The organism is Candidatus Pseudomonas adelgestsugas (assembly GCF_004124255.1).
GTDB lineage: Bacteria > Pseudomonadota > Gammaproteobacteria > Pseudomonadales > Pseudomonadaceae > Aquipseudomonas > Aquipseudomonas adelgestsugas.
In genome coordinates, this window is record NZ_CP026512.1 from 528,810 (window position 1) to 544,074 (window position 15,265).

The 15,265-nt window shown below is 39.7% G+C and carries 6 protein-coding genes and 1 pseudogene; 4 read left to right on the forward strand and 3 right to left on the reverse strand.

The window, feature by feature from the left end:
* Positions 1–21: 21 nt before the first annotated feature.
* From C3B55_RS01400 to ribA, 4 genes and pseudogenes are all read left to right on the forward strand, one after another.
* A pseudogene (locus tag C3B55_RS01400) lies at positions 22–686 on the forward strand (riboflavin synthase).
* 1,118 nt (positions 687–1,804) lie between these two features.
* Positions 1,805–2,302 carry a transcription antitermination factor NusB gene (gene nusB, locus C3B55_RS01405; protein WP_129210816.1) on the forward strand — a complete coding sequence of 166 codons (498 nt, stop codon included), beginning with the start codon at positions 1,805–1,807 and terminating at the stop codon, positions 2,300–2,302.
* Between the two features lie 99 nt (positions 2,303–2,401).
* Entirely contained in the window at positions 2,402–3,370 is a 969-nt protein-coding gene (gene thiL / locus C3B55_RS01410; RefSeq protein WP_129210818.1) for a thiamine-phosphate kinase, read from the forward strand.
* Positions 3,371–4,162: 792 nt separating this feature from the next.
* Positions 4,163–4,780, forward strand: coding sequence for a GTP cyclohydrolase II (gene ribA / locus C3B55_RS01415; protein ID WP_129210820.1), 618 nt, complete (start codon positions 4,163–4,165; stop codon positions 4,778–4,780).
* A 1,165-nt stretch (positions 4,781–5,945) separates the two neighbouring features.
* On the opposite strand, the gene dxs is transcribed toward ribA, so the two are convergent.
* The 3 genes from dxs to ppa all read right to left on the reverse strand — a co-directional run bounded on the left by dxs (position 5,946) and on the right by ppa (position 10,866).
* Positions 5,946–7,859 (reverse strand): 1-deoxy-D-xylulose-5-phosphate synthase, encoded by a 1,914-nt coding sequence (dxs, locus tag C3B55_RS01420; RefSeq protein ID WP_129210822.1) that lies wholly within the window; start codon positions 7,857–7,859, stop codon positions 5,946–5,948.
* A 106-nt stretch (positions 7,860–7,965) separates the two neighbouring features.
* Entirely contained in the window at positions 7,966–8,853 is an 888-nt protein-coding gene (locus C3B55_RS01425; protein ID WP_129210824.1) for a polyprenyl synthetase family protein, read from the reverse strand.
* Positions 8,854–10,320: 1,467 nt separating this feature from the next.
* Positions 10,321–10,866: an inorganic diphosphatase gene (ppa, locus tag C3B55_RS01430; RefSeq protein ID WP_129210826.1), complete on the reverse strand. Its 546-nt coding sequence runs from the start codon at positions 10,864–10,866 to the stop codon at positions 10,321–10,323.
* Positions 10,867–15,265: the final 4,399 nt, after the last annotated feature.

The window sequence follows — 15,265 nt, forward strand, 5'->3', positions numbered from 1 at the left end:
TGTTTTTATGGGGGGGCTAATATGTTTACTGGTATTATTGAATCCATTGGTAGCATCCGTCTAATAACCCCAAAAGATGGCGATATCCGCTTATTAGTTGAAGCTGGCAAGCTCTATCTTGGTGACGTCAAACTTGGTGACAGTATTGCCGTGAGCGGAGCATGCTTGACCGTCATCGATTTGCTTGGCAATAGCTTTGTTGCTGATGTTAGCCAGGAAACATTAGATCGCACTGTAATAAGTGATTTTAAAATCGGCAGTCTAGTGAACCTAGAAAAATCTATAATGCCGACTACACGTTTGGGCGGCCATTTAGTCAGTGGCCATGTAGATGGCGTTGGTGAGGTGGTAGCACGCAGCGAAAATGCGCGAGCTGTGAAATTCCGCATTCGTGCACCTAATGTACTAGCTAAATATATTGCCAATAAAGGCTCCATCACTGTTGATGGCATTAGTTTAACCGTGAACGCCGTAAATGGTCCTGAATTTGAATTGACTATCATTCCATATACTTTGAGCAAAACTATCATGGCGTTTTATTGGGCAGGTTGTAGGGTAAACTTGGAGGTAGATTTATTTGCTCGTTATCTAGAGCGTCTATTGCTTGGCGAAAAGGCTGCAGAGCCTTACAACGGAGAATATTACTGAAAATTTTTTTGGCTGCTCATGACTACCTGAAATCCTGATTAATGGTGGCATAATGCTTAATAGCATAAAAAAATTGTTTAAAAGTATCTGATAAGCTAATAAAATTATTATCCTGATAGATAATTAAGACTATGAAATGAAGGTGACACTTGCATAGCTTATAGGCCATGCAAGGTTAAATAAATTAACTTTATAATTAGTTGTGCCTGTTGGGCAATCTACATGCCTATCAACTACAAGTGTTATAGGTTGCTCAAGTTGTCGTCAATACTCATTACGCAAATAGCTGGGTCTTGGCATCAAGCTTACCGTATTGATTGAGGTGACTATATGTGTTACAGCTGTTTATATTTGCTGCCAGTAGCGGCAAAGCGCTATTGTTCAGTCACCCATTAGATAGCGAGAGACATTGTGGACGCATATATGCAAAGCTGCCGATTATATATTGGTCACAAACTTATTGCCCGCATCATCGTCTATGCTAGTTTGCATATCCTTAGTTATCTGGGCATGAGTCAAATATTTCCGATAATGTGCATTAATAAAATTTAATGCGATATTCTTTTTAGACATATCAGTTGTAAAATGCGTGCCTTTTAAATATGAATAAAGATTATTGTTTTTTGCTACTTGTTGCGGTTCTATTGGCATATAGAAACGCGCTGTCGCGTTTTGGCTATTTAAGAGATTTATATAATGACCTTGAAATAATTAAGGGTACTTTTGTTGCTCTTAAAAATTTTTATGCTATGACGATAAACTACTGTTATAGTTTCGCAGCTAAAGAGTCTTGCGAGAAATACTGTTTATGCTTTTGCTCACTATGGTGTGAGCAAAAGAGATATTACTATTATCAGCGCTCAAAGCACTTTAGAAGTGCAACTGGTTGCACAAAAAGTTGTATAGAATGGTAAATACTCAGTACTATTGCTATTGGCACGGTTATATATAGCAATATTTTGTGCTTTGAACGCATAATTAGCGGATACATTAAAAGTTTGGTTCAAATTTCTATAAAGTTTAGTATAATAGTTGTTGTTAGTTTGCTCGTATATTCTATCAAGTATTATGATGGTACTAAGGCGAGTAATAAAAGTGCTGAAGCTGTTTTGTCTGCTTCGTACATAGTTAGCCTATTGTCGCAGTTGGTGGCGAAATGATTTATGATGAAAGCGATCGTTTTAACCCGCGCGACCCATATCTTACCGCCAGTAAGCTCTCTAAGAGTGATAAGCGTAGCGCTGCGCGTCAGTTAGCAACCCAGGCGCTGTATCAGCGCCATATATCTGGCGCTTCGCTAAACGAAATTGAAGCGCAGTTTTGCGTCGATAACGACTTTACGTACGCTGACCAAAACTACTTCCACGATATTTTATACGGTGTGCATACTAATCTGACTAAGATTGACACGGCGCTGGCGCCATGCCTAGACCTACATATTAAAAGACTAGACCCAGTTGAATTATGCGTGATGCGTTTGTCTACCTGGGAGCTACTTTACTGTATTGACGTGCCTTATCGTGTAATTATCAACGAAGGTATTGAACTAGCAAAAGTCTACGGGTCGACCGATAGTCATAAGTTTGTTAATGGTGTACTAAATAATATGGCTACGCGCTTACGGAAAGCTGAATTCAAGGAACGTAAGCGCTAAAGTTCACTGAAACCATTTATAGAGAGGAATAACGCATAGTGCTATGGTAGCAGTAAGTGCTATTAATAAAGAGCTGCCATGGTAAGGTAAAGCATAGTGATGAGTGAGTTTGATCTGATCCGCAAATACTTCACTGCTGCACCATGTGCGCAGAGAGGTGAAGGCATTACCTTAGGGATCGGTGATGACTGCGCCTTACTGGCGCTCCCTGCCGGGGAGCAACTAGCAATCTCCACCGAAACATTAGTAGCTGGCGTGCATTTTGCTGACCCGTGTGATTCGTTTTTACTAGGCCAACGCTCGTTAGCCGTAGCAGTAAGCGATTTAGCCGCAATGGGCGCCTATCCTCTTGCTTTTACCCTTGCGCTTACTATACCAACTGCCAATATCGATTGGTTACAAGGTTATGTCCATGGTTTGAACGTCATGGCGAAAAGTTGTAATGTAGGCTTGGTAGGTGGTGATACTACGCGCGGATCTTTAAGTCTAACTATAACTGTTTTTGGTCGCGTACCGACCGGGCAGGAGTTGACACGTAGTGGTGCGCGACCTGGTGATCTGCTATGTGTTGGCGGTACTCTAGGCGATGCTTCCGGTGCCTTACCGCTGGTTCTTGGGCAACGTACGGCTGATATCGCTATTGCACAGCCGCTGCTTGCTCATTATTGGTCACCGCAACCACAGTTAGCGTTAGGCTTGGCTCTTCGGGGCAAAGCGACATCGGCTATAGATATCTCTGATGGGCTATTGGCTGATTGTGAGCATATCGCTAAAGCATCTGCTGTTAGCTTGGTAGTGGAGCGTCAAAAACTGCCTTTATCTTACGCTTTGATTGCTTTTGCCGGTGATGACAAGGCTTATATGGCAGCGCTAAATGGTGGTGACGATTACGTGTTAGTGTTTACCGTGCCACCAGTAGAGTTGGTGGCATTGTTAGCTAGCGGCTGGCCGGTTTACGTAATTGGTCGGGTTGAGGTTGGCCATGGAGGCGTGACATTACTCGACGCGATTGGGCAAGACATTACTCCAGCCGTGCGTGGCTATCAACATTTTTGTGAGACGTCGTAAATTATAAGCTTGTGATAATCTATATACGTCTTTTAAGTTGCAGGAGATATCACTACAGCTATGCGATACTTAGTTACTGATTGTGCTGAGTACTGTCCATTGATAGCTAACATAAATAAAGCTTTCTGGTTCCTAGCTAACATTATGTTAGCTAGTACGCTATAGAACAAGTACACCAATAAACATAACAGCCGCCAGGCCTTTAGGCGTCTTGCGCTAGATCTGTGCTTTAGCTGAAATTTATATTGGTTTGTTTACTGCAAATCAGCTTGATTAACCGAATAGCCAAATATGATTTCTGTCGTGATTAAGTCTATTATATGTTATAATACTCCTACTGTAATTTTGAATTTAATTATATTTACACTATTTAGTTATGCTGCTACGCCTACATCACTAGTAATGACTGTGCTGGATAATTACCGCTTATCTTTAGATGTGGAGCTTCAACTAAATATCGGCCGCTAGGATGGCATCTTTACCAATGCTACAGGATAGTAGTATTTACCACAGTGTAATCGCCAGACCATACTTACTGGTAAAATACTAGTGAGTATGGTCTGGCGATTACTGGCTACATACGATTAGCGCATGACTATCCTGACCAAAATTAGTAAATAAAATAGATTTTTTGAATACTGGAAGCAGTCTGATATATTCGGATTTACATACAACCATGACAAAGGCTAATCAAACCAACTAATCTTTACAAATGAGCATTCCTCTTAAACATCTATAAGAACATGCTGTTACAATGACCCCCTATGTAAAATCTGAAATCAGGAGCGCATAGTGCCCACTGTTTTCGTCGCAGCTTCCAAGCTGCCAACCACATTTGCCACATTTACTATGAATGGTTTTCTAGAACAAGCCACTGGCCGTGAACACGTTGTTCTGAGTCTTGGCAGCATCGCTGATGGCGCGCCAGTACTTAGCCGCGTACACTCTGAGTGTTTAACCGGCGATGCCTTGTTTAGCCAGCGTTGTGACTGCGGTTCACAACTAGAAGCTGCCATGCGTGCTATCGCCAGTGAATGCCGTGGTGTGTTATTATACTTGCGCCAAGAAGGCCGTGGTATTGGCCTGATGAATAAGATTCGCGCCTACAAACTACAAGACGGCGGTGCCGATACCGTCGAGGCTAATGAGCTCTTAGGTTTTGCTGCTGATCAGCGTAACTACGCGATCTGCCTACCGATGCTAGAATATTTAGGCGTCAAATCTATACGCCTGATGACTAATAACCCGCGCAAAGTTAAAGCTTTGAGCGAGATGGGCATTACTGTGACTGAGCGCGTGCCATTGCAAACTGGGCAAAACCAGTATAACAAGCTTTATTTGGCTACTAAAGCCAGAAAGCTCGACCACATGATGGGCAATGATTTTCACGGTGAAGTTGATCGCGCTTAATTTGTAGCTGCGTAAAACGGTAATTATTTTTTTGATTAGTGTTCGAGCAAGTTAAATTCATGCTTTTATGTTAGTTATACTATTTTATCGCTAGACTAGCTTTAATATTTTTAAACCTGCGCTATTTGCAAGCTATGAATACGCGCTGAGCGCTGCTTCTAAATTACTTGATACGACAAAAGAGTTAATGGTCTGGATTATATTTTTCTACTATTAATGCACCATTGTTGCTGGGGAACTGGTTCAGCGGAAATATCAATTAGTATTTTGGTTACCAATGTTGCAGTTGTATAATCCAAGATTACTTCTAATAGTTATTGCTAAGACTTGTCTTTTCTGTAGCAATTTATGACTATGCGTTAACACTAATGTAAAGTCAGACTATAGTCTTTATGGAAACTAGTCTTAATTTTTATATTAAGTGCGATCTTTGATCAATTTATTACAGAATAAGCGCATAACCTACAAAATACGTAATATTTTTAATAGTCATTATTTATTTAGATTTTGTGTAGATTTTGTCTTGTTGCTAGCCAGCTAGTACTAACGCCAAAGTAATTGAGGTAGTGACTCAGATCTAGGTACGCTATATGCCTAGCGTACTAGGCCAGTGTATATAAGCTATTGCTTAAGTGCTGTTTTTAAAAAAAGTATTGATGCTAGCAAAACTAACGCTTTGTAGGCATCAATATTGAACATAATTGCATCGTAAATATTGCCCCCGTCGAGTTATCGCGCCAGGCAGCTGTTTTTAGTTAATATCGTGTAGCCATTCACTAAGCTTTTTATTAATCCAATCATTATCTAGGATTATAGTTATATTATTCTAATTCTTGAGAAGTGCATCATTCTGCCAGATCATAATATTACTATATTTGTTAAATACGCTGCGTTAGTTGTTGAGTTAATCTATGGTTATTTTGCAACTTGCGCCATAGTTAAAATTTTTTCGTGAATATTAATATTCATCGTTAATATGTGCATCAATATAGATATTGATCTTTTTTACTTTGCAGTAGGTGTAGAGTTTCTGTTAAAAACTTTCATTGGCAGTTAAATTTTAATCATATGAATAGTTTTTAAATGCGTTTATGCTATGTTCATCCAACACGTTTACATTTATGTCATAGTTATTGATGAAAGTATAATTTAAGTAATCATACTTCTAGATTGGTTTGGCTAATAAACCGAGCAACAGCATACGCTCACGTACCGACGCCTCAATGCCTGCTTCATCTAAGCCACACTCGGCCAGCATTTGTGCTGGCTTGGCGTGCTCTACATACATATCTGGCAAACCTAGGTGTAGCACAGACTTAAGGATATTTTCCCGCGCTATAAACTCACTGATTGCCGTACCAGCACCACCCATAATCGTATTTTCTTCGACAGTTACCAGTAGTTTATGGTTGGTTGCAATCTGACGGACAAGGTTTTCATCTAGTGGTTTAACGAAGCGCATATCAACTACTGTGGCGCCAATTTTCTTGGCTACTTTCATAGCCTTATTCAACTGCACACCAAACACTAGGAATGCGATTTTACTGCCATAACGACGTACGATGCCTTTGCCGATTTCTATCGGCTTTAAGTTTTTTTCTATAAGCGTATTTGGGCCATTACCACGTGGATAGCGTACAGCAGCTGGGCCGCTGTATAAGTAGCCAGTGCTAAGCATCTTGCGTAGTTCATTTTCGTCGCTCGGTGTCATTACTAGCATGCCAGGAATACAGCGTAAATATGATATGTCAAAGCTACCAGCATGAGTTGGACCGTCTTCTCCGACTAAACCTGCGCGATCTATAGCAAATAGTACATCGAGATTTTGCACTGCCACGTCATGCACTAGCTGGTCATAACCGCGCTGCAAGAACGTGGAGTAGATTGCTACAACTGGCTTAGCGCCTTCGCAGGCCATTCCAGCAGCAAAAGTCACTGCATGTTGTTCAGCAATCGCTACGTCGAAGTAACGTTGCGGGTAGCGCTTGCTGAACGCTACTAGATCAGAGCCTTCCTTCATTGCAGGGGTAATACCAACCAGACGCTGGTCGGCGGCAGCCATGTCGCATAGCCATGCACCAAATACATTAGAATACTTTGGTATGCTAACTTTTTTTGGCAATGCAGCGAGAGCGTTTACAGGTTCTAGTTTGTTTATTGAGTGGTAACCAATCGGATCGACTTCTGCCGGGGCGAAGCCTTTACCTTTTTTAGTAACAATATGTAAGAACTGCAGGCCTTGGAGGTTGCGCATATTACGCAGTGTGGCGATCAGAGTAGGCAGATCATGGCCGTCTATAGGTCCAATGTAGTTCCACCCAAGCTCTTCAAACAAGGTGCCTGGCACTAGCATACCTTTTGCATATTCTTCAGTACGTCTAGCAATTTCCCACGCGCCTGGCAGGCGCGAAAGTATCTTTTTGCTACCTTCGCGCATGCTGGCATATGTACGACTGGAAAGTATTTTTGCTAGGTAATTAGATAATCCACCAACATTACGTGAAATTGACATATCGTTGTCATTGAGGATCACTAATAGGTTAGCGTTTACTTCTGGTGCATGATTTAGCGCTTCAAAGGCTATACCAGCAGTCAGTGCACCATCTCCAATAACTGCAATAGCTTTGCGATCAATACCTTGCAGGCGGGCAGCAATAGCCATACCTAACGCGGCGCTAATAGAGGTACTAGAGTGGCCAACACCAAAAGTGTCATACTCACTTTCAGAGCGACGCGGAAAGGCAGCTAAGCCATCCTTCTGGCGCAGACTAACCATGCGTTCACGACGGCCAGTGAGGATTTTATGTGGGTACGCCTGATGGCCAACATCCCACACTAGCCGATCATCTGGGGTGTCAAATACGTAGTGCAAAGCAATAGTTAACTCGATAACGCCAAGCCCAGCACCAAAATGCCCACCGGTCTGGCCGACCGTATAGAGTAATTCCAGGCGTAATTCATCGGCTAGGATTGCCAATTTTGTTTCGCTTAGTCGACGCAGGCTGCTCAATGTGCTCGCACGATTAAGCAGTGGCGTATATGGTCGCTTACGGGGAATTTCTTGAAACGTTGTAGGCATTAGCTAGTCATTATAAGGTATATAGAATCAGTAGTCTACCTTAAACGGTAGCAAGCCGCCCATAAGCACTGCGCTTGACTGATATATAGTAGGTAAGCTAGGATTATCAGTATCGGCGTGCAACGATATACCGTGCCAAGGAGCGTAATGATTCGGCAGCTGCGTCGAAAGATATTAGCGCATCCAAGGCTTGATCGCGCAGTTCTAGGACATACACTTTCGCAGCTTCTAGTCCAAGCAGCATAGGATAAGTAAGTTTATTTCGTGCTATATCAGCGCCTTGGCGTTTGCCAAGGATCGCGGTGTGACTTTCTATATCAAGAATGTCGTCTTGTACCTGGAACGCTAGGCCAATAGCTTGGGAGTAAGCTTGTAAAGCCATTAATTGCGTAGTTTCAGCACAGCCACTAGCCAGGGCTCCTAAATGCGTAGTAGCTTCAATTAGCGCGCCAGTTTTATGGCGGTGCATATGTTCTAAGGCTTGTCGATCTGGCTTAAGGTTTATTGAATTCATATCAATTGCTTGCCCGCCAACCATGCCGGCTGGCCCTGCAGCCAGTGCTAGTGTCGTAACCATGCGCATGCTAATCTCGGCATTTGCACTATTTAAGCGCGGATCTAGCAAGGCGCTGAAAGCTAGGCTCTGCAAGCCGTCACCGGCCAAGATTGCATATGCTTCATCAAAAGCTTTATGAGGGGTAGGTTGGCCACGACGTAAATCATCGTCATCCATTGCTGGCAAATCGTCATGTACCAAGGAATAGGCGTGAATCAACTCTACCGCACAAGCTGCGCCGTTAGCAAGCTCAGCTGGCGCACCCAAGGCCTCACATGCTGCATAAGCCAGTGATGGACGTATACGCTTACCGCCATTCATCACACTGTATCGCATTATTTCATACAGGCGATTCATTTCTGGGCTTGGCGCAACAAACAGTGGTTCAAGAGCTGCATTTACTCGAGCCTGGCTGCTAGCTTGATACGCGTCGATCATTTAAAATGTTCCGCATCAAAGGTTTCTTTGGTTGACTCCCCGTCACGTTTTGGCAGAACTTTAATATTCTGCTTTACCTACGTCACTTTGCTTCAGTAGTTTATAGTAAGGCTGATGCCTCACTTAAGTGCTGTCAATAAGTCTTCTAGCAATAACTAATTTATTTTACCAACTCAATAGTTTTGCTGGTCGGTAACAGGCGGATTTAAAATCAAGTGCAACTTTTGCTGGTCACGGCAGCTATTTATAGTAATAAAACTAAACTAGAGCGACATTGATAGATATAATTGATTATAGCAAATACATAACGTGTTTTAAAGCATTTTTTATATTAACTGAATAGCCAGCCGTAAGGATTGGCCTATAGAGTGTTGTTTGGATGAGCGAGCTAAAAGATTATTTAATTCTTATTGCGTACTGCATATCTAGAGCTCGCAGTTAGGCATAGCGCCAAGCCAGCAGGCCATCTACACTTATTAGCAATTGACCGCTATATCTATTAAGTTTATTATGTAATATTTGTTTATTTAGCTATATCAGCTACATACAAGTTAGACTACGCTAAAGGTCATGTATCTTGAGTAATTTCTAAAAATACAATGTTGTATTGTAGGTGAGTGCATTGCTTATTAATAGCTATAAGTTAAGTCAAAAATGATATCGTTGTCGCTGTCTAAAGACAAGTATGAACTATCGACTAGAGCAATTAGTTCATGGTGGTTCCTGACGGCCCTATTAGTGTATTAAGAGTAAAATTAGACAGACTAACGCTGTACGCATGGTTTAGCGTGATATCTGCTAGTTGTCTTGTGGGTATCTTTGTAGGTCATACTAATAAATTTCAAAGTATTTTCGCATTTTGAGAGGCATCAATATTATTCAGAAGCTATGTGTACTATAACTGAAAAGGCATTTCACTCTTTGAGCTGTTACCTTGGTACATGATACATGTACCAATCTCCTTGAAGCTTGCCTTGGAAGCAAATATTAAAGGCAAGGCTAAATCTTTTTATGTTAGTTTAATTCAGTAGAAAGAAGTTAATCGCGAAGTACTTTGTTGCTATCTTTGTTGGTGCTCACTCTCCTTGAGATGTACTTTAGACTTTCAGTAGGTGGTTGACTAGTAATTATTTGGAAGTCTTTGTCGTAGCTAAAGGCTACGAGCTGTCGACGCAAAGAAGTTCTGTGAGCTATTTGAGCTTAGTATATTGGCTGGTAAGTGCCATAACAATACTAAAACTAGTTGTTTTCATGTTGGGGAGCGTGGTGGTGCAACACCATAGTTCATAGAAAAGTCAAAGAAGGACATTTGAACTTTCTAGAGTAACGTTTTTATAATTGGAATATATCATACTTTATCGAATCATAAAGGTTAGCCTGTAGCTGTGCTCAGTAACAAACTCATATAGCTATCATTTTTTTTGATTTCTTAAGTGATTAGGGGGCGATTAAGGGGGTGGACAAATATTAATCTTTGTAGGCTGCGATGGATTTTAGGATCTCAGCGTGAGCGACATCAGCGTTACCCCAACCGTTAATCTTTACCAGTTTACCTTTTTCTAGATCTTTGTAGTTTTCGAAGAAGTGCTGGATCTGTTCTAGTAGTAGTGGGGGCAGATCGGTATACTCCTTTATATTTACATATAACTGGGACACAGTATCGTGTGGCACTGCGATAACTTTAGCATCGCTAGCGGTAATATTAGTGATGTCGCTGCCGTCGGTCATGTGCAGAATACCGACTGGTCGAGCGCGAATAACTGAACCTGGAACAACTGGATAAGGGGTTACAACCAGTACGTCGAGTGGATCACCATCGTCAGCTAGAGTATTTGGGATAAAACCATAGTTAACTGGGTAAAACATTGGAGTGGCTACAAAACGGTCAACGAACAGGCAGCTACTGTCTTTGTCAACTTCATATTTGATCGGTGCTTGATTAGCAGGAATTTCAATAATGACGTAAATGTCGTTCGGCAGGTCTTTACCAGCTGGAATTGCACTGTAGCTCATTAGACGTTGCTCCCATAGTTAGCCTTATAGCGTATATAGATTAGCTGAACAAAAGTAGTAGCAATGATACATATCACCTTATGTTATTGTCATATGTAATGCATCATAATATTGATGAGGGCGTAGAATATTGTCTAAATAAAGTGTAATATCATGAAAGCTATAATATCAAGTCGAGGTTGCCAGGCTGTAGCGGTGACAAGTTTTTCTTAAAAAATAAATGATATGCCACTAATTAGTAGCACCTGTCTTGAGAAGCTTAAAGGTGCGTAGAATAGGTAGGAAAAGCGCTAAGGTTGTGTTTGCACGCCGTGCTTTTAAGTAAATATTGTGAGTTTTATAGGTAGCTGCAATGTGATTGCATCTTCTAGTGCTAGCTTGTTAAACAAGTAATCCTCTGTTGTACGTCTATTAACGTAATTAGTCAGTACTGTCAGCGTGTAGTAACTATGAGTATCATTACACTACTGAACAAATTAGTAATGCTACCAAGCCTGTCTTTGATAGCGCTAGTAATAAACATAAGAGAATAGCTTAGCACAGCTAGCTTGACCTCATAATGAGTTTTGCAAAAAATAACTAGGAGTAAAATGGTATAAATCTACGCTCTTAAGCATCTGCATGAACAGGTTAGCTCATGCAGGCCTACGTCAAAGCTTTAGTAAGTAATATTAAAAATGGTAAGCTCGTCTTTTCGCATACCCGAAAATAGTTACATTATATGTATTAAGATGTAAAAAGCGTGCTAGTTTTATAGCGGTAATATCCTGATTATTTAAGGCATGACCTATCTTTAGGTCACGGTATGCCCACCATTACATGTGATCAGCATTATTTTGCAATATCCACTGCTGATTGGCAGTGCGTAGTTATTAAGCCTTGTAATCTCTTAAAGCTCCCGAAAACTTATTGTCGTCTTCATCCGCTAGAAGTAACTAGATAACTTATATGTTTCTCTGTATCAAACAGTGTATTTAGTAAAAAATTATTTTTTATTAGATAGAAATTATTGTGGCTTTATTATCCAAACCTACGCCGTGTTCTTGAAGGTTGACTTCTTGTAGTTAGCAATATGCTATCTTCATCAAAAAACAAGCGATGCCACGCTAGACTATAACGCATGCACTTAAGGCACATACTGGAAGTATAGTGGCAATATGCTATGGTGAAATTGACTCGAGGTTTATAGGTTAAATACAGTAAACATTGGTTGACCAGCAAACCTACGATCATTCGTTGATCAGGAATGCTATTATATTTATTACTATAATATAGTAAATAGTTGATCTTATCAGCTAGTATTGCGCAACTTTATCATGCTATAATAGTTACTAACAATAATAGCACGCTATTTCAGCGTGCGCCTATTATAACCAAGTTTATCTTGTTAGTGTTATCTTCAGCATATAGTCGCACAGCCGAACGCTCAGGCAACTATCTCAAATTCTTTACATGATAAGAGGGTATATATAAACGGCTAAGATGCGCTTCAGAGCAATGCGTGCAGGTGTCAGGTATTATAAGCCTTCACTATCTTCTTAGGTACACTTTGATTTTATGGGTGGATACTTTTAATTATTTTAAAGCGTAGCAAAACACCATTGGGAAGCTTATCACTAAAGTTTATTTTCGCTATAGCCTTACTAGGCTACCTATTCAGCAGCTATTGCCTAAATTTCAGAGCCGGCTTTGTCTCCGATTTTTTTGTCTGGTGCACAAAATATTTTTGAACAAGGTAATCTAGGCATTTATTATTATATCTTCTGAGTTTAGGATATTCAGGATAACGCTGTAGTTAGCTTCGTTATGTCTGGTGTGGCAGAGTCGTAACTAATGGTCACGTCGAGTAATTTGCTGTAAAAGTAGTCTTTATAGGCACTTGATGCCAATAAAGCCTAAAAAATGATGTTTATTAAAAATAGTTTGTAATGCCGAACTATATTCGCAACCTTTCGGTTCATAGGTTTACTGGTTAGTCAAGACTAAATTACGTCGTGTCAGACGTAAGTGTACCTTGGTTGGTTTTTAGATATGTTTGGTTTTGGCATCAATGTGTCTTGATGCAGGCTTCAAAACTATCTAACAGTTTTCCTGCGGAAGGTTGAGGTTCATGCCAACACCTGGTGTTGGCTGGCCTTAACGCTAACTATCAACTAAGACACTGAATTTCACAGCATAATTTAATTAATATTTTCGATAAAAGATCATTAATCTGATCAGTGAGTAAGAAATTGGTGATAAAGATTTTATAGTATTAGTTAATCTGTTAAATATTCTAGCATAGTGTCAATAGAAGTGATACTGGTCAGTGGCTTAGTTAATTTTGATTATAGCGGTGCTGTTGCTATAGTTATATAGTCAATCAACTCGAATGCATCGTAGCGATGTCTGCCAGTTTAGGTTTATTAGTAAAATTATTGGGTTGTAGGCTGGTTTACATATACCACGTAAACTTATAGTTTAATGAAACTATGTGACTATGTAGATTTTTATGCTGCGATTAATCTTGTATGTGTAAAATTCCAAAAGAATAGTATCAGTCATTTCTTTTTTCAGCTTTAGCTAGCTATAGCACATAGAATTTAATTCTAACAGTACTATAAAGTGCTCGGCATACTAGCTACCAATAGCTAAATTATTTGCTGTACTAGCAGTTTGTATACAGTAGGCAATTTATGATTAGCAGGATAACTTAGTGATCGCATAGGTTTTTAATGCTTTATATTTGAATGAATATTTCAGCTTAATATTTTGTCTGCGCTATCTTACGCCTGCAACTATGAACTGCCTTTTATGCATCGCTAGTATATTGTATTCATATCCTCAGCATTTATGTCCTGGAGGTTTTTTGAATCAGTAGTTTTATGCAATGCACCCACCGTGCTGTAAAAGCACGCTCTATTTTATAGATAATTGCAATGCTGTACTTATCTATATACTCAACAGCAAACCTGCTGCTATAAATACTCAGATCAGCACTAGTGTGATGTTAGAAATGAAAATACTGCTAGGCTTATGTATAAAAGGCTGTATATTTTGCAGAGATGCATACGTAGGACAATACGTATTGCTATCTTGGTGTACAGGAAATATTTGCGTTAAGCACGGCTATTAAAATCTGCATCATCATAATAATAGGTCTAAGACTTGCTTTTGTTGGTCCGTAATAGTTTACACGGCAGGTAATTAGCATATGGCTGAGCAAATAATTTTGCCGTCAATAATTATAGATAATCTAGAAAAAGTTTATACTTAACCTAATCAAGGCGACTTTTTAAATAAAGCTCGTCGAGTCAGGTCAAACCTATGTATAATATGGCTATCATTTCAACCAATAAATTTCTCTGACTTAATCAGTATGCAGGTCTATTTAACGCAAAGCTTAATAGCTAAAATTAACAAGACAGAATATACATGTAGTACAATGGCTTGAATCAAACTGTCAGGTAAATTGTGCCTATAGTTCTGGGTTGTTTTGTAGGCCAAGAATATGCCTACGATAGCGTAGAAAATTTGATGACATAGAAAATTACTACTAATGCGCAAATATAGACAAACAGTAAAAAGTTGCTGGCAGCTTGAGTCTCGGTTAATCTGATATAAAATTAGTTAGTAACGTTGAAGTACGAAGCACTATTGACACTATAAACCAGATTCAAAGCAATAATCTCAATGGTTAGTAATGATATAATGTTAAATATTTACCTAAACCAGGTTTAGGTAAATACCGCAATGGCGGCTGGGCCAATGGCGTATTAAACAAAAGCACCGCTTATTCTTGTTGTTTGAACTACGGTAAATACTACTGAATGTTATGTTACATATTTTTGCTAAAATTTAATGTATGTGTTTAGATTGCGTGTATTAATGGTATTAACATCAAATGTTATTAATATTTACTGGCTATTTATAGATTAATCAAAATAGCCGAGTAGATCAATGTGGTAATTGATCAGTAGTGTTGTAGTTTTGCTAGTAATGGTTTGGTAGCATATTGTGTATTTTTTACAGCCAATTCAAGATTTTTTCTAACTACTAAATACGGTATGTACTACCGGATAATAGATAATATCAGGTAATTTATATATAGCTCGCTTTTATCGCGTAGCTTATATGATAAAAGTGCTTAATATCGCTATCTAACATAGCGGTACTCAAGCTAAATCTAGTATCGATTGGTAATCGCTAGGTGTTGGCGTTATTCTTGATAATAGTAATAATACTTGCTATCGCACTAAAAAAATTATTTCCAGGACGCGTATATCTTTATTGGTATCCTTGAGTTTGGTTTACTCAATGTAATAGCGTTAGCTGTTATTGTCCATTGGCTTGTCGATTTTGTTACTTTAATGCATACCTGCATATCTTTGCCATTGGTGGCTTCTAGGTATGACATGGT

Bases quoted from the DNA above. Each gene is read 5' to 3' on its own strand.
- nusB (WP_129210816.1), top strand. From the start codon at position 1,805: ATGATTTATGATGAAAGCGATCGTTTTAACCCGCGCGACCCATATCTT.
- thiL (WP_129210818.1), top strand. From the start codon at position 2,402: ATGAGTGAGTTTGATCTGATCCGCAAATACTTCACTGCTGCACCATGT.
- dxs (WP_129210822.1), bottom strand. From the start codon at position 7,859: ATGCCTACAACGTTTCAAGAAATTCCCCGTAAGCGACCATATACGCCA.
- C3B55_RS01425 (WP_129210824.1), bottom strand. From the start codon at position 8,853: ATGATCGACGCGTATCAAGCTAGCAGCCAGGCTCGAGTAAATGCAGCT.
- ppa (WP_129210826.1), bottom strand. From the start codon at position 10,866: ATGAGCTACAGTGCAATTCCAGCTGGTAAAGACCTGCCGAACGACATT.